The organism is Microbacterium sp. F1-18, assembly GCF_052921305.1.
Window position 1 is genome coordinate 25847 of the sequence record NZ_JBREVD010000002.1, and the last position, 15951, is coordinate 41797.

The window sequence follows — 15951 nt, forward strand, 5'->3', positions numbered from 1 at the left end:
GTCATGCACCCCCTGTCAACGGGGGCGCGACGACGGCGTCCCCCGGAATCCGAATCCGGTGAGATTTTTCTAACACACCACGGTCGGGCCGGGAAATCGCTTGACGCGTGTTCACGAAGGCGACTCGAATGACGCGAGTACGCCGTCGCCCAGATCGAGCACGGCACCCGGCGAGACACGCGAGGTGGCGCCGCTGCGCAGCAGTCCTACGTCTCCGGATGCATCGCGCACGATGGTGCCGTTCGTCGAGCCGAGGTCGCGGACGACGAGCACGTCGTCCTCGAGCCTGACCTCCACATGCGTGCCGGAGACCTCCTTGCGCGGCGAGGGCACCGCGATGATCCGCGCTCCGGGATGCTGCGCGGCCCGCGGCGCCCGCCCGAGCACGATGGGGTGATCGAGCGGATACTCCCCGCCCGGCTCGAGGCGGAGGACGTATCGGCGCGACGCGGGCGCCTCGGCGACCGGGGCGGCCCCGCGACGCGACCCGAGGACGGTGCTGTCGTCCATCTCGGGTTGCGGGGGCGTCGGCACGGGCGCAGGCACAGGCGCCGGCGATGCCGCCGGGCCTGCCACGGGCTGGGAACTGCGGCGCGGGCCGAAGGACGGTGTCAGCGTCCGCCGGTCCACGGCGACCGTCTCGAGAGGGGCGGCGTCCTCCGGCGCCTCGATGGCGGGGGAGGCCACCGTCGCCACCTCGACGGCGGGCGAGGCGACCGCGGCGGGGGCTGCCGCGCCCCACTCCAGGGCGTCCGTGCGCACGACGCCCCGGCCGATCGGGAGCACCGAGGGACCGGGTGCGGCGCCGAGGCCGAGCGAGATGCCGGCGACGTGCTGAGCGGACCCCTCGACCCACGTGCCGACCCCGGTGCCCGCGTAGCTGCTGCGCTGCGGGCCGTGCAGATCGATCGTGGCGCCGCCTCGGACGGCGACGGAGACCGCACTCGATCCAGCATCGACGAGCTCGACCAGAGCGAGGTCGGGGAGCGACCCGATGCCGACCGCCGCGATCACGGAGAGCACGTCTTCGAACGCGGCATCCCGCGCCGTCATCGCCTCCCACACGGCGGCGGCGAGCGCTTCACCGGCGCCCGGGCCGAGAAGCAGGGCGAACCGGTCGGTGACCATCGCGAAGCCCGCACCATGGGCGTCGTCGGGCGTCGGGTAGCGGAACACGCGCCTAGCCTACGGGGCGGCGTCGGGCGTGCGTCAGACCCAGCCGGGGAGCCAGTTGTGCAGCCGATAGAACTCGTAGGGAACCGAGATCGCCGACCACAACGGGAACCAGAACGCAGCGAGGACCAGGACGACCCCGAGGAACACCAGCACGATGCGCTCGACGCCGCGCGTGGTTCCCCGGTCGCGCCGCGCCGAGCGCACAGCGGATCGGATGACGAACACGAGCGCGAGCAGCAGGAACGGCTGGATGAGCACGGTGTAGAACTGGAAGATCGTGCGCTCGGGAAAGAGCAGCCACGGCGAGTACGTCGCGATCACACCGGTCAGCACGATGCCGTAGGCGCCGTCGCGGGTGCGGAAGAACAGGTAGACGAGGTACAGCACGCTCGCCACGCCCGCCCACCAGATGATCGGGTTCGGCATGCTGTAGAGGATCTCCCAGCAGCCGTTCGCATCGGTGCACGATCCCGTGCCGCCGGGAGTGCTGCCCGCGTACATCGACGTCGGTCGGAGCAGCAGCGGCCATTGCGCTGCGGGGCTCGCGTAGGCGTGAGGAGTCGACATCGCGGCCGTCGAGCCGTACATCGACTCGTGATAGCGCCAGAGGCTCTGCAGCGGCAGCGGCACCCATGACCAGAAGCCGGTCGCCGGGTTCGCGTCCGCCGCATGCCGGTCGTACCCGCCGTCGGTGACGAACCAGCCGGTCCACGACGCGAGGTAGACCGCGAGCGCCACCGGAACGAGCAGCACGAACGACACCGCTCCCTGACGGGCGGTCGCGTCGGCCGGCCAGTACAGGATGCCGGCGCTGCGGCGCGCCAGGGCATCGCTCACCACCAGGTAGATGCCGATCGCCGCCAGCACCCACACCCCCGACCACTTCACCGCGGTCGCAGCGCCGGCGGCCGCGCCCGCGGCGATCACCCACGGACGGTTCCAGAGCACCGGACCCCAGGCGGGTGCGCCGATGTCGTCCCACCGCGCCGCGATGCGCTCGGCGAGCACGACCCGGGAGCGGTTGCGATCCAGCACGACGAACCAGAACGCCAGCAGCGTGAACAGCGTCAGGAAGATGTCGAGCAGGGCGACGCGACTCATCACGATGCCGAGGCCGTCGATCGCGAGCAGACCGGACGCGAGCGAGGCGAAGACGATCGAGCCGGTGAGGCTGCGCGCGAGGAGGTACAGCACGAGCACGCACGCCGTGCCCGCGAGCGCCGTGCCGAGACGCCAGGCGAAAGTCGAGTCGGCGCCGAACAGCGCCATGGGAAGCCCGATGAGGTACTTGCCGAGCGGAGGATGCACGACGAAGCTGCCCGTCGTGGTGAAGATGTCGGTCTCGCCGGCGAGGAAGCGTTCGTCGGCGCCGTCGGGCCAGGTCGCGGCGTAGCCGAGCACCCATTGGCTCCAGGCGTCCTTGACGTAGTAGGTCTCGTCGAAGACCACGGCGTGGGGGTGCCCGAGGTTCCACATCCGCAGGACGGCGGCGATCAGCGTGATGACGAGGGGTGCGATCCAGGCCGCCCGTCGGGCGAAGAGCGGGTCGCCGAAGAAGCGCTCGTGCCACCGGTCGAGAAGGGTCGGCCGACGAGTCTCGGGGAGCAGCGGCTCAGCGGTCGTCGTCACGCCGCCAGCCTATGCTGGGGCGGTGATCATCCTCGCCGCGACGCCCATCGGCAACCTCGGCGACGCCACGACGCGGCTGGTCACGGCCCTCGAGCAGGCGACGACGATCGCCGCCGAGGACACGCGCACCACGCAGCGGCTGCTGCAAGCGCTCGGCGTCACGAATCGCCCGCGCCTGATCGCGCTGCACGATCACAACGAGAAGCAGCGGGCCGCCGAGCTTGTCGAGCGTGCGCGCACCGAGGACGTCCTCGTCCTCAGTGACGCCGGGATGCCGACGGTCAGTGACCCCGGGTTCGGACTCGTGGCCGCGGCCGCCGCAGCCGGAGTGACCGTGACCGTCCTCCCCGGGCCGAGCGCGGTGCTGGCCGCGCTCGCCATCTCGGGGCTTCCGACCGATCGGTTCGCGTTCGAGGGGTTCCCGCCGCGCAAGCCGGGGGAGCGGCGCCGGCTGTTCGACCAATTGGCCGGCGAGCAGCGCACGCTCGTCTTCTTCGAAGCGCCGTCGCGGATCGCCGAGGTGCTCCGTGCGATGGCCGACGCGTTCGGAGGGGAACGGCGGGCGGCTGTCTGCCGTGAGCTCACGAAGCTGCACGAAGAGGTCGCCCGGGGGACGCTCGATGAGCTCGCCGCCTGGGCTGCCGACGGAGTCCGCGGCGAGATCGTGATCGTGGTCGAGGGTGCCGGGACGCGCGAGATCGACCCCGACGATGCGCTCGCTCAGGTGCAGCGGCTCGTGGCCGACGGCATCCGGCTCAAAGACGCGGCCGCCGAGGTGGCCGGCGCGACCGGTCTGTCGTCACGCGATCTGTACCAGGCTGCGCTCGCGGCGCGCACGCGCCCCTGACGCGAGAACGCCGTCCCCGCGAGAACGCACCGCCGCCGCGAGAACGTACCGGTGAGGGCACGCTCTCGCGCGGACGGTGCGTTCTCGGCGATCAGCCTTCGCGCCGGCGGCGGGCGGCGAGAGGGACGCCGACGAGCAGCAGCAGCGTGGCGATGGCGAGCGCCGCGAGAGGGAGTGCGCCGCCGGTCGCGGCGAGCGGGCCGGCATCCGCGGATGCGGGGGAGGCTGCCGGTGCGGGCATCACTGGTGCGGATGCCACGGGAGCGGGCGCCACGGTGACGAGCGCGTCGATCGCTGCTCGAAGCGTCGTCGTCGCCGCGTCGACGTCCGTCTGCGACGTCGACGGTGCCGCCAGGATCGAAAGCGCGGACTCCAGCGCGGCGTCGACCGATGCCAGGGATGTCGCCGTGTAGAGCGATCGGTCGAGCGATCCAGCGCGGACGGTCGCTGCCGTCAGGGCCGAGAAGTCCGCCGCCGGTGCGGCCCGGACGAGCGAGACGTCATCGAGCGTTCCCCAGGCCCCAGCAGGCAGATCGCCCGTGATCCGGACGGTGAGGGTGCCGCCCGCGGATGCGAACACGGCCTCGGTGGTCGGGGTGGACCACACGCGCCAGCCGGTGAGAGCGAAGTCGGCCTCTGTCGCCGTCGCGCGAGCGGCGGTGCGGGCGTCAGCGAGGCTCAGCCGCAGGCGCCCGTCGGTGCCGGCTGCCCCGCCCTGCGCCGCGGCGGATGCGGTGTACCACCCCGCCTCGGGAACGACGACCTCCTGCTCGAGGGTGAACGAATACGCGGCGTCGGCCCAGAAGTGCGCCGAATATGTGCCCGAGCGCGGGTCGTCCGTCGCGCGCACCGTGAGACCGCGTCCCTCCGAGCGCCACATCGAGACATCGGGGTCTTCGAAGCCGCCGTTCAGAATCAGGTTGCGGGCCATGACCGAGACCGTCGCGGTCGTGGCGTGGCCTGCGGACGTGATGCCCGAGAACGTGTAGACGCCGACGCCGTCGACGGCATCCGTTCCGGGGGTCCAGACGACGTTCTGCTGCTCACTGGTCCCGTCGGTGTACGACACGGTGACGGTGTCAGGAAGGGTGACCGGGTCGCCGTCCGCGACGGTGAGGGCTACACGCTGCACGTCGCTGACCGTCCGAGGGGCGATCGCGCCGGTGCGCACGTACGAGAACACGTTCAGCGACGCGAGCGGGTTGCCGTCGTGGTCGAACAGGGCCTGGTTGTCCCACGCGGATCCACCGAACCACTGGCCCGCATCGTGCGGCTCGTAGCCGCCGGCGTAGCTCGACGCCCAGCCCGACCCGTCGCGCTCCCAGAGCACGCGGTTGGACTCGAGCTCCTCGGGCGGACCCACCGGAAGCCACGCCGGCTCCCAGTAGAAGACGCCCAGGCCCGCGTCGCCCACATTCGCCACGGCCTGGACGACGTCGCGGACGGCGGTGGCCTGGCCCTGCACGCTCACGGGGTAGCGCGTCGCGTCTTCGGGTGTCTTCACGACGTTCGGGTGCCCGTCGCCGTCATCGAGCGTGTACGCCCACGACGTCTCGGCCACGAGCACCTTCTTGTCGTACGTCTCGGCGATCTGCGACAGCACCGCGGTCAGGTTCTCGGGCGTGCCGTGCCAGAACGGGTAGTACGACGACGCGAACACGTCGTAGTCGACATCCCGCACCTCGAGCTCGCGGGCGACGCCCGCGTAGAAACCGGGGCGTTCGGGGTTGGTGAAGTGCAGCACGACGAGCGCCTCCGGCATGACGTCGCGGATCGCGGCCGACCCGGCGCTGAAGATCCGCGCCATGTCGTTCCACCCGGAGACGCCGGCGATGCCGCCGTTGGTCTCGTTCCCGACCTGCACCATCCGCACGTCGACGCCGGCGTCGCGGAATCGTGTGAGCGCGTCGCGCGTGAACGTGCCGGTCGCGGCGGCCTTCTCGTCGACGGTCATCCCCGCCCAGGCTTTCGGCGCCTGCTGCTTGGCGGGATCGGCCCAGAAATCGGAGTAGTGGAAGTCGACCAGGACTCCGAGACCCGCCGCCGTCGCCCGTCGGCCGATGTCGACCGCCCGGGTGACATCGACGTCGCCGCCCCCGTATCCGTTGCCGTCGGCGTCGAAGGGGTCGTTCCAGACGCGGATGCGGATGTCGCTGACCCCGGCATCCCGCAGGATCGCGAACAGGTCGCCGGGTTCGCCGTCGGCGTCGCGGAAGACGACGTCGGATTCTTCGAGCGACAGCATCGACGACACGTCGACGCCTCCGATGAAGTCGGCCGGCAGGTTCTCGACCCGCGGCACGGTGATCGTGCTGGGGACCGGGCCCGCCGGGTCGTCGGCCGCCGACGCCGGGAGCGCGAGCGCCCCCAGCGACAGGACCGCCGCCGTGACGGCCGCGGTCAGCCGTGGGATGGTTCGGTGCATGAGCCTCTCCTTCGAGGTCGGCGCGCGGGCGCGCGAAAGCGTACGGTCCCGGCGAGGACGTGCCGGGGACGGTGTGGTTTCGGCGAGAGGGTGCGTTCTCGCGCGTCAGCCCTTCACGGAGCCGGCCGTGAGTCCGCCGATGATGTACCGCTGCAGGCCGAGGAACAGCGCCAGCACGGGAATCGACGCGAGCACGGCGCCGGCTGCGAACAGGCCCCAGTTGCTGGCGAGCTGGTTCGAGACCCACTGGAACATCCCGACGGCGAGCGTCCAGTTGTCCTGCGACACCAGCACGATCTTCGAGATGATGTAGTCGCCGAACGACGCGATGAACGCCAGCAGCGCCACGACCGCGAGGATCGGGGTCACGAGCGGCATGATGATCCGCCAGAACACCTGGGCGTGCGTCGCGCCGTCGATCTTCGCCGACTCGTCGAGCTCCATCGGGATCGTGTTGAAGAAGCCGTACATGAGGAACGTGTTCACACCCAGCGCACCGCCGAGGTAGACGCAGATGAGGGCGATCTTCGAGTTCAGGCCGAGGGCGGGGAACACCTCGCCGAGAGCGAGCAGCATCAGGAAGATCGCGACGAACGCGAGCGCCTGCGGGAACATCTGGATGATGAGGAGCGACGTCAGGCCCGCGCGGCGACCGCGGAAGCGGAACCGCGAGAACGCGTAGGCCGCTGCGGCTCCCATCAGCACGGCGCCCACCGCGGACGCGCCGCTCACGATCAGCGTGTTGCCGTACCAGGTCCAGTACGACGTGCCGCCGAGCGAAGCGAAGTTCGCGACATCGAAGACCCCGAACAGCTGGTTGCTCGCGGCGAGGCTGCCGCGCGGGTTGAGCGCGGCCGAGACGACGTAGAGCAGCGGGAACATCGCGTAGAAGAGGATGACGAGCGCGACGAGGTACTTCCAGCCCACCTCGAGCAGCCAGCGGCGACGCCGGGCCCCGACGCGGCTGGGCGTGGTGGCGACGGTGGTGGTTGCAGACATCACTGGTACTCCTCCAGCTTGCGGGTCTGGCGGAACGCCAGGGCGGAGATCACGCCGATCACGACGAACACGAGGATCGACAGGGCGCTGGCCAGGCCGTAGTCGGCAGCGCCGCCCGAGACTCCCGAGATGCGCCAGATCGCGGAGATCAGGATGTCGGTGGAGCCGAGCGCGTACGGCGCACCGGGGATCGCCGGCCCGCCGCTGTTGAACATGTAGATGACGGTGAAGTTGTTGAAGCTGAACGCGAATGACGAGATCAGCAGGGGAGCCGTCGACACCAGCACGAGCGGCAGGACGATCGCGCGGAACTGCCGGAACCTCCCGGCGCCGTCGATCGATGCGGCCTCGAGGCTGTCGGACGGCAGCGCCTGCAGGGCGCCCGTGCACACCAGGAAGTAGTACGGGTACGTCAGCCAGACGTTGACGAAGAGAACGGCGATGCGAGCCAGCCAGGGGTCGCCGAGCCAGTCGATGTTGGCGCCCCCGAAGAAGAACTCGTTGATGACTCCGAACTCGGCGTTGAACATGCCGCGGAACAACAGGGCCGACATGAACGCCGGGAAGGCGTAGGGGAGGATGAACAGGGTCCGGAGGACCTTGCGGCCCTTCACCCGAGGATCGTTGAAGATGAGCGCCACGACGAGGCCCATCGCGAACGGGATGATCACCGACAGCGCCGCCCAGACGAATGTCCAGAGCGTGACGAGGGCGAGCGGCTCGAGGAGCCCGGGGTCGGTGGCGAGGCGCAGGAAGTTGTCGAACCCGACGTTCACGACCCAGCCGGTCGGGAGGGCCGCTCCGTCAGGGGAGACGAATCGTCCGTCGGCGGTCGCGGTGTACACGGCGCCGGATGCCGTGTCGGTGATGGTCTGCGCGTCGGCATCCCAGGTCAGCGTCGACAGGTACACCGCACCGGTGGAGCCGTCGCGCGTTCGGATCGAGCCGTCGTTGGGGTCGTCGGAGACGGGTACCCGAAGCTCGACGATCTGCTCCTGAAGGGCGGGGTCGCCGAGGAAGGTGCCGCGCGGCACGACGTTCCAGCCGGGGACATCGGTGGGAGCGCCTGCGCCCGACGTCTCGCCCACGACCTCGAGCGGCCGGTCGATGGCGCCGGCCTTGATCTCACCGTCGTCGACGATCGCGAAGCCGTACTCGCCACCCTGCTCGACGACCGAGAGCGGGTACGACGGCGAGGTGTCGATGCGGCGCTCGCCCTGGGCGAGGGCGGCAGCCACCGCCTGCTCCTGCGAGCCCACGTGGCCGGCACCGTAGTTGGTGAAGGCGATGTACGCGGTGTAGCCGAAGATGAAGACCTGGAAGACGAGCAGGAACGCCAAGCCCGGCAGCAGGTACTTCAGCGGCAGTGCGCGCTTGGTGAAGTAGACGACGTCGGCGGCGAGGAGCAGGACGGCCGCGGCGGTCGCGATGAGCCACGACTCGGCTTGGACGGCGGCGAACACCCCCATCAGGCCGAAGGCATTGACGATCGCCATCAGCACGAGCTTCACGATGAAGCCCCAGCCGATGCCCGACCAGCGTCGGCCGTGCGGTTCGGGCTGCTGCGACCGATCGGGGGAGCGAGGCGGCGGTGCGCTCTCGCTCACGGTTCCCTGGGGGACCGACATGTGCATCTCCTTCACGAGAGAGGTCCGGGGGCGGAGCTGAATGCTCCGCCCCCGGAGGGGATCAGCCGATCGTGGCCTGGACGTCGGTCACCATGGTGTTCCAGGTGCTGACGGGGTCGCCGCCCTTGATGATCTGCACCTGTGCCGCGTTCCAGAGGTCCCAGACCGAGCCCATCTCGGGGATCGAGGGCTGGGGCACGCCATTAGCGGCGGAGGCCAGGAAGCCGGCCACGACGGGGTCGGACGAGACCTCCGCGGCGAGCGTCTTCCAGGCGGGCAGACGCGGGTCGGCCTCGTAGAGCGCGCGCTGCGCGTCGTCGGTCGCGAGGTAGGTGGTCAGGAACTCCTGGGCCAGCAGCTTGTTCGTGCTCTCCGAGCTGATGTAGAAGCCCTGGACTCCGACGAACGGTGCAGCGGTCTCGCCACCGGCCGACGGGATGGGGTTGACCTTGACGTTCACGCCGTTGGCGGTGAGCGTCTCGATGGCCCACGGTCCCTGCACCGTGTACGCGGCGGTGCCGGCGGCGAAGAGCTCGTTGTTGGTGTCGTAGTCGATCGTGGTCGAGATCTCGCCCGAGCCGGCCTCGCCGTGCGCGCCGAGCCAGGTGGCGAACGCCTCGCCGCCCTCGCCGCCCATGCCGACCTCGGTCGTGTACGAGCCGGTGGCGTCCTGCACGAACACGGGAGCGCCGAACGACGTCTGGAACCCGTACATCGTGTAGGCGTCGCCCTTCTGGCCCGCGGTGTTGATGACGAACGGACGCTCCGCGCCGGCCGCCTGGGCGCGGGCGATCATGTCGTCGAAGGACGACGGCGCCTCTTCGCCGACGAGGTCGGTGTTCTGCACCAGCGCGATCGTCTCGAGCGCGTAGGGGAAGCCGTAGAGCTGGCCGTCGTAGGTGAACGCGTCGACGGCGACCTTCTCGATCTGGTCGGCCTTGTCGCCGAGGTCGATCGTGTCGACGACACCGGCCGAGACGAACGAGCCGAGGAAGTCGTGGGCGCCGACGGTGATGTCGGGGCCCTCGCCGGTCGGGACCTGGTTGATGAAGTCGTTGCGGATGTCTTCGAAGTTCTTCTGGACCAGCTCGATCTTGGTGCCGGTCTCCTCTTCGAACGCCTTCGCAGCCGCCTCGATGGCGGGTGCGCGGTTGGCGTCGGTCCAGACGACGAGCGAGCCGCCGGAACCTTCGTCGGCGTTGCCGCTCTCGCTGGGGGTGCTGCCGCCGGAGCAACCGGCGAGCAGGACGGTGGTCGCCGCGATGGCGACGATGCCGGTCCCGATCTTGCGCATGGATCTTCCTTCCGATGTGGTCGATCGGAAGGGCCTCTCGCGAGGTCGCTCCGTCACGACCGGTGTGGATGCCGTCGCCGGATGGCGTCGGCTTCTTCTCTCAGTGCCTGCCGCGAGACGTCGTCTGTCTCTCGGTCTCGGGGACGGTCATCGACCGCTCCCGTGTGCTGTGCGCGGAGCACGGATGACGGCGACGTCGCCCGCGCTCACCTCCAGCGTGCCCCGGGTGGCGTGTCCTGTCATCAGGTCGACGCCGTCCAGGGCGAGCTCTGCGTCCGTCTCCGCGTGGTTGATCGCGATGACGTAGTCGTCGGTCTCGCCCGCGCGGCGGATGATCTCGAGTCCGGCGGGTGCGCCGAGCGGGACGATGCCCGCGTCGGCGTAGACCTCGGCCATGATGGCGGCGAGGCCGGCGGCATCCGGTCGCGTGCTGACGTACCAGCCCGTGCCGGCGCCGTGCCGCTTGCGCGTCACGGCCGGCATCCCCGCGCCCGGTCCGTCGACGTAGGTCGCGCGGGCCTCGGCGTCGGAGACCACGAGGTGCTCATGCCAGACGTCTGCCGTGTGCGACGCGCCGCCGAACTCGATCGTCGTGGCGGTCCCGGCGCGCAGGGGCAGGTGCTCCTCGACGCGGATGCCGAGAGACGGCTCGAGCGGAGCGGCGAAGCCTCCCGGGTGCACCGCGTCGTTCTCATCGACGACGGCCGAGAAGAACGAGACCACGAGCGTGCCGCCGGCTTCGACGTACCGGTTGAGGTTGTCGGCGTCGGCCTGGCGCAGGAGGTACTGCGCGGGCGCGATGACGAGCTTGTAGCCGGAGAGATCGTGCCCGGGCAGGGCGAAGTCGACCGTGATGTTGTCGCGCCACAGTCGCTCGTAGAACGCCCGGATGCGTTCGTCGTGCGAGACGTCCTCGGAGGGACGCCATTCCAGGTCCTGCGCCCAGAACGACTCGAAGTCCCACAGGATCGCGACGTCGGCGTGCACACGCGAACCGCGCACCTCGGAGAGGCGGTTCAGCCTGGCGCCCAGGTCGACGACCTCGCGGAACACACGCGACTCGGAGCCGGCGTGCGGCAGCATCGCCGAGTGGAACTTCTCGGCCCCCGAGCGGCCGGCCCGCCACTGGAAGAAGAGGATGCCATCCGCACCGCGGCCGAGGTGGGCGAGCGAGTTGCGCGCCATCTCGCCCGGCCGCTTGGCGATGTTCCGCGGCTGCCAGTTGACCGCCGAGGTCGAGTGCTCCATGAGGATCCAGGGCTTGCCGCCCCCGACCGAGCGGGAGAGGTCCGCGGCGATGGCCAGACCGATCTCGCCTTCGACGTCCGCGGCCCAGAGGTAGTGGTCGTCCGAGACGATGTCGACCTCGCGCGCCCAGGCCCACAGGTCGCAGCCGTGGTGCTGGTTGGCCATGAAGTTCGTCGTGACCGGGAGAGACGAGAAGCGCCGGATGGCGTCGCGCTCGGCGATGAAGCACGCGCGCAGCTGCGCGTCGGTGAAGCGGGCGAAGTCGAGGCGCTGCGCCGGGTTCACGACCGACGGCGCGGCGGCCGGGACGCCCACGTGGTCCCAGACGCCGTAGTGCTGGCCCCAGAACGCGGTGCCCCACGCAGCGTTGAGGGCGTCGAGCGACCCGTACTTCTCCTGCAGCCAGGTGCGCCACGCGCGCTGCGCATGCTCGGAGTAGTCCTCGCCGACGGGTACGCCGTACTCGTTGTGCACGTGCCACATCACGACCGCCGGGTGGTCGGCGTAGCGCTCGGCGAGCGTCGAGGCGATGCGCACCGCGGCCTCGCGGTACGCGGGAGCGGAGTGCGAGGCCATGCCGCGCGAGCCGAAGCCCATGACCACGCCGTCGCGGTTGACGGCGCGGGCGTCGGGGTGGGCGGCGAAGAACCAGGCCGGCGGCGACGCCGTCGGGGTGCCGAGGTCGACGGCGATGCCGTTCTCGTGGAGCAGGCCGATGATCTCGTCGAGCCACTCGAAGTCGAACACGCCCTCGCTCGTCTCGATGAGCGCCCACGAGAAGATGCCGACGCTGACGAGGTTCACGCCCGCCTCGCGCATGAGGCGGACGTCTTCACGCCAGATCTCGCGGGGCCACTGCTCCGGGTTGTAGTCGCCGCCGTAGGCGATCCCGTCGATGGCCGGCCAAACGCTCGCAGGCATGAAACGCGTCCTCGTGTCTCTCGAATGCGCCGGTCGTACTGTGACCGGTCACAGGGTGTGCGATAACTGTAAGCGAGCCCGCCATCCCGGACACGCGTCGTTATCGAACTGTGACCGGTCCCAGCTCTTGTGCCAGACGCGGCGTCTCATCGCGAGGCGTGCCGGCCCCGGCGTGCCTCGCGGAGTAGGCTCGCCGACGTGAACGGCTCCATCGGCGCGTCGCGCAAACCGACCATCCGCGACGTCGCGGCGGCGGCCGGCGTCTCGCACGGCACCGTGTCGCGCGTCATCAACGGCGGACACTGGGTCTCGCCCGAGGCGCGGGAAGCCGTCGACCGTGCGATCCGCGAGACCGGATACACCGCCAACCACGCCGCGCGCAGCCTGGCGACGGGACGCTCGAACTCGCTCGCCTTCCTGCTGACCGAGCCGCAGCACCTGCTCTTCGCCGACCCGACCTTCGCCCTGCTCCTGCGGGGTGCGACCGAGGCCCTCGCGCAACGGTCGATGACCCTGGTTCTGATGATCGCCGACACCGCGGCGGAGCGGGCCAACGTCGAGCGGTACGTGCGCGCGGGGCACGTCGACGGCGTGCTGCTCATCTCGTCCCACGAGTCGAACCCGCTGCTCGCCTCGCTGATCTCCGCGGGGGTGCCCACGGTGTGCACCGGTGTCCCCCTCGGCGATCGGGCGCACGTCCCCACCGTCTCGGTCGACGAGCAGGAGTCCGCGCGCACCATGACGCGTCACCTTCTCTCGCGCGGTCACCGTCGCATCGCGGTGATCACCGGTCCCGACGACACCCCGGGCGGCCGGTACCGCCTGCAGGGCTTCCGCGACGAGATGGGTGACCTGTTCGACCCCGAACTCGTCGAGCAGGACGTCTATTCGAGTGACGCAGGCGCGGCGGCGATGACACGGCTGCTCGAGCGGGCGCCCGACATCGATGCCGTCTTCGCGGCATCCGACGTCATGGCCGTCGGTGCGATCGCCGCCATCCGTCGCACCGGGCGTCGCGTGCCCGACGACATCGCCGTCGCCGGCTTCGACGATTCGGGACTCGCGGCGACGCACGACCCGCCGCTGACGACGATGCGGCAGCCGTGGAACGAGATCAGCTCGGCCATGGTCGACATGGTGCTGCAGGTGATCGCCGGGGCGGAGCCGGAACCCCTCGTGCTGCCGACATCCCTCATCGTGCGCGAGACGGCCTGACGCCCCGCCGCGTCGACACACGGCACCGGCGGTCCGCCCACTCGAACTAGAATCTCGGGGTGAGCAACGGCCGCAGTTTCTACATCACCACGCCGATCTACTACCCGAGCGACCTGCCCCACATCGGGCACGGCTACACGACGGTGGCGGTGGACACGCTCGCGCGCTGGCACCGCCAAGCCGGCGACGACACGTGGATGCTGACGGGCACCGACGAGCACGGTCAGAAGATGCTCCGTGCCGCTGCGGCGAACAACGTCACTCCCCAGGAGTGGGTCGACAAGCTCGTCGAAGAGTCGTGGTTCCCGCTCCTGCGCACGCTCGACGTCGCCAACGACGACTTCATCCGCACGACGCAGGAGCGTCACGAGGAGCGCGTGAAGGTCTTCGTCCAGACGCTCTTCGACCGCGGGTACATCTACGCCGGCGAGTACGCCGCGCTGTACTGCGTGGGATGCGAGGAGTTCAAGCCCGAGGCCGAGATCGCCGACGGCACCGGCGCCTTCGAAGGGCTCAAGGTCTGCGCCATCCACTCGAAGCCGCTCGAGCTGCTGCAGGAGAAGAACTACTTCTTCAAGCTCAGCGAGTTCCAGGACCGCCTGTTGGAGCTGTACAAGAACGAGCCCGACTTCGTGCGTCCGGAGTCGGCGCGCAACGAGGTCGTCTCGTTCGTGAAGTCGGGGCTGAAGGACCTCTCGATCTCGCGGTCGGCCTTCGACTGGGGCATCACGGTGCCGTGGGACCCGTCGCACGTGATCTACGTGTGGGTCGATGCGCTGCTGAACTACGCCACCGCGATCGGTTACGGCACCGACCCGGACGAGTTCGCGCGCCGCTGGCCCGCCTACCACGTGGTGGGCAAGGACATCCTGCGGTTCCACGCGGTGATCTGGCCCGCGATGCTGATGGCCGCGGGCCTCGACGTGCCGCGCGGCGTGTTCGCGCACGGCTGGCTGCTCGTCGGCGGCGAGAAGATGTCGAAGTCGAAGCTCACCGGCATCGCGCCGACCGAGATCACCGACGTGTTCGGGTCGGACGCGTACCGGTTCTACTTCCTGTCGGCGATCGCATTCGGTCAGGACGGTTCGTTCTCGTGGGAGGACCTGTCCGCGCGATACCAGGCCGAGCTCGCCAACGGATTCGGCAACCTCGCGTCGCGCACGATCGCGATGATCGAGCGTTACTACGAGGCGATCGTGCCCGCGCCGGCCGAGTACGCCGAGGGCGATCTCGCGATCCAACGGGTCGTTGCGGACGCCGCCACCGCCGCGGATGCCGCGATGGAACGGTTCCGGCCCGACGAGGCGATCGGTGCCATCTGGACGATCGTCGACGCGCTGAACGGCTACATCACCGAGAACGAGCCGTGGGCTCTCGCGAAGGACGACGCCAAGCGGGCACGACTGGGCACGGTGCTGTACACCGCGGCCGAGGGGCTGCGAGCGCTCGCGGTGCTGCTGTCGCCGGTGATGCCCGAGTCGACGCGCAAGCTGTGGGAGGCGCTCGGTATCGACGCCCGCATCGAGGACCAGCCGCTGCGCGAGGCGGGCACGTGGGGTGTGCTGCGCGCCGGCACGACGGTCAACGGCCTCGCCCCGCTGTTCCCGCGCGTCGAGCAGCCTGCGTAAGCATGGTCGACTCGCCAGAAAGCGCCGATCCGGCCACCCCGACACCGTCACTTCGGGGCGAGTCGACGGATGACGTGTCGAAGTATGTGCGGCAGCGTTCGCAGGCGGCGCGGGATGTGCGCTGGCCGGGGGCGCCCGAACCGCTCGCGGTACCGGTCTACGACAACCACACCCACCTCGAGATCGAGGACGGCGACGAGCCCCGCTCGCTCGGGGAGCAGCTCGAACTCGCGGCATCCGTCGGCGTGATCGGCGTCGTCCAGGCTGGCGGAGACATCGACTCGTCGCGGTGGTCGGCGTGGGCGGCGGCGTCGCACCCGCGCGTCCTCGCCGCCGTCGCCATCCACCCGAACGAGGCGCCGCTGTACGCCGCGGCCGGGCGACTCGACGAGGCGATCGGCGTCATCGACGAGCTCGCCGCGCAGCCCCGCGTGCGGGCGATCGGCGAGACGGGCCTCGACTTCTTCCGTACCGAGGAGGACGGGCTGCCGGCGCAGTTCGAGAGTTTCGAGGCGCACATCGCGCTGGCGAAGAAGCACGGCGTCGCGATGCAGATCCACGACCGCGACGCTCATGACGCCGTCCTCGAGACGCTGCAGCGGGTGGGGGCTCCCGAGCGCACCGTGTTCCACTGCTTTTCCGGCGACGCCGAGATGGCGCGCGTCGCGACGGACCGCGGCTACTGGCTCAGCTTCGCCGGGAACGTGACGTTCAAGAACGCCCAGAACCTGCGCGACGCCCTCGCGGTCACGCCGCGCGAGCGCATCCTCGTCGAGACCGACGCTCCCTTCCTCACGCCGGCCCCGCATCGCGGGCGCCCGAACGCGCCCTACCTGATCCCGGTGACGCTGCGGTTCATGGCCGCGGAGCTCGGAATCGATGTCGATGAGCTGTCGGCCCAGATCGCGGCGAACACCCTCGAGGTCTACGGCGAGTTCTGA

The 15951-nt window shown here is 70.2% G+C and carries 11 protein-coding genes; 4 read left to right on the forward strand and 7 right to left on the reverse strand.

The annotated features are described in order from the left end of the window. Positions 1–111 precede the first annotated feature (111 nt). Positions 112–1176 carry an FHA domain-containing protein gene (locus tag ACU6RU_RS04335; RefSeq protein WP_289329707.1) on the reverse strand — a complete coding sequence of 355 codons (1065 nt, stop codon included), beginning with the start codon at positions 1174–1176 and terminating at the stop codon, positions 112–114. Positions 1177–1209: 33 nt separating this feature from the next. Next, positions 1210–2805: a dolichyl-phosphate-mannose--protein mannosyltransferase gene (locus tag ACU6RU_RS04340; RefSeq protein ID WP_289329706.1), complete on the reverse strand. Its 1596-nt coding sequence runs from the start codon at positions 2803–2805 to the stop codon at positions 1210–1212. Between the two features lie 22 nt (positions 2806–2827). Here ACU6RU_RS04340 and rsmI point away from each other — a divergent pair, with 22 nt between their 5' ends. Further along, positions 2828–3652 carry a 16S rRNA (cytidine(1402)-2'-O)-methyltransferase gene (gene rsmI / locus ACU6RU_RS04345; RefSeq protein ID WP_446726006.1) on the forward strand — a complete coding sequence of 275 codons (825 nt, stop codon included), beginning with the start codon at positions 2828–2830 and terminating at the stop codon, positions 3650–3652. Between the two features lie 91 nt (positions 3653–3743). Here rsmI and ACU6RU_RS04350 read toward each other — a convergent pair whose 3' ends face one another. The 5 genes from ACU6RU_RS04350 to ACU6RU_RS04370 all read right to left on the reverse strand — a co-directional run bounded on the left by ACU6RU_RS04350 (position 3744) and on the right by ACU6RU_RS04370 (position 12167). Next, positions 3744–6077 carry a glycosyl hydrolase 53 family protein gene (locus ACU6RU_RS04350; protein ID WP_446726007.1) on the reverse strand — a complete coding sequence of 778 codons (2334 nt, stop codon included), beginning with the start codon at positions 6075–6077 and terminating at the stop codon, positions 3744–3746. A gap of 105 nt (positions 6078–6182) precedes the next feature. Continuing rightward, positions 6183–7076 (reverse strand): sugar ABC transporter permease, encoded by an 894-nt coding sequence (locus ACU6RU_RS04355; RefSeq protein ID WP_120262386.1) that lies wholly within the window; start codon positions 7074–7076, stop codon positions 6183–6185. After that, entirely contained in the window at positions 7076–8704 is a 1629-nt protein-coding gene (locus tag ACU6RU_RS04360; RefSeq protein ID WP_289329703.1) for an ABC transporter permease subunit, read from the reverse strand. The genes ACU6RU_RS04355 and ACU6RU_RS04360 overlap by 1 nt, the downstream gene beginning before the upstream one ends. A gap of 61 nt (positions 8705–8765) precedes the next feature. Further along, complete coding sequence (locus tag ACU6RU_RS04365) at positions 8766–9998, reverse strand: sugar ABC transporter substrate-binding protein (RefSeq protein WP_120262388.1); 1233 nt, start codon at positions 9996–9998, stop codon at positions 8766–8768. 147 nt (positions 9999–10145) lie between these two features. Next, entirely contained in the window at positions 10146–12167 is a 2022-nt protein-coding gene (locus ACU6RU_RS04370; RefSeq protein WP_446726008.1) for a beta-galactosidase, read from the reverse strand. A 198-nt stretch (positions 12168–12365) separates the two neighbouring features. Here ACU6RU_RS04370 and ACU6RU_RS04375 point away from each other — a divergent pair, with 198 nt between their 5' ends. The 3 genes from ACU6RU_RS04375 to ACU6RU_RS04385 are packed head-to-tail and all read left to right on the forward strand — an operon-like array spanning position 12366 to position 15951. Then, positions 12366–13382 (forward strand): LacI family DNA-binding transcriptional regulator, encoded by a 1017-nt coding sequence (locus tag ACU6RU_RS04375; protein WP_120262390.1) that lies wholly within the window; start codon positions 12366–12368, stop codon positions 13380–13382. A gap of 59 nt (positions 13383–13441) precedes the next feature. Beyond that, positions 13442–15010, forward strand: coding sequence for a methionine--tRNA ligase (gene metG, locus ACU6RU_RS04380; protein ID WP_446726009.1), 1569 nt, complete (start codon positions 13442–13444; stop codon positions 15008–15010). Between the two features lie 2 nt (positions 15011–15012). Next, positions 15013–15951 (forward strand): TatD family hydrolase, encoded by a 939-nt coding sequence (locus ACU6RU_RS04385; protein WP_446726010.1) that lies wholly within the window; start codon positions 15013–15015, stop codon positions 15949–15951.

Excerpts from the sequence above, each read along its gene's own strand:
- ACU6RU_RS04350 (WP_446726007.1), bottom strand. The coding sequence starts at position 6,077 with ATGCACCGAACCATCCCACGGCTGACCGCGGCCGTCACGGCGGCGGTC.
- ACU6RU_RS04355 (WP_120262386.1), bottom strand. The coding sequence starts at position 7,076 with ATGTCTGCAACCACCACCGTCGCCACCACGCCCAGCCGCGTCGGGGCC.
- ACU6RU_RS04360 (WP_289329703.1), bottom strand. The coding sequence starts at position 8,704 with ATGTCGGTCCCCCAGGGAACCGTGAGCGAGAGCGCACCGCCGCCTCGC.
- ACU6RU_RS04365 (WP_120262388.1), bottom strand. The coding sequence starts at position 9,998 with ATGCGCAAGATCGGGACCGGCATCGTCGCCATCGCGGCGACCACCGTC.
- ACU6RU_RS04370 (WP_446726008.1), bottom strand. The coding sequence starts at position 12,167 with ATGCCTGCGAGCGTTTGGCCGGCCATCGACGGGATCGCCTACGGCGGC.
- ACU6RU_RS04385 (WP_446726010.1), top strand. The coding sequence starts at position 15,013 with ATGGTCGACTCGCCAGAAAGCGCCGATCCGGCCACCCCGACACCGTCA.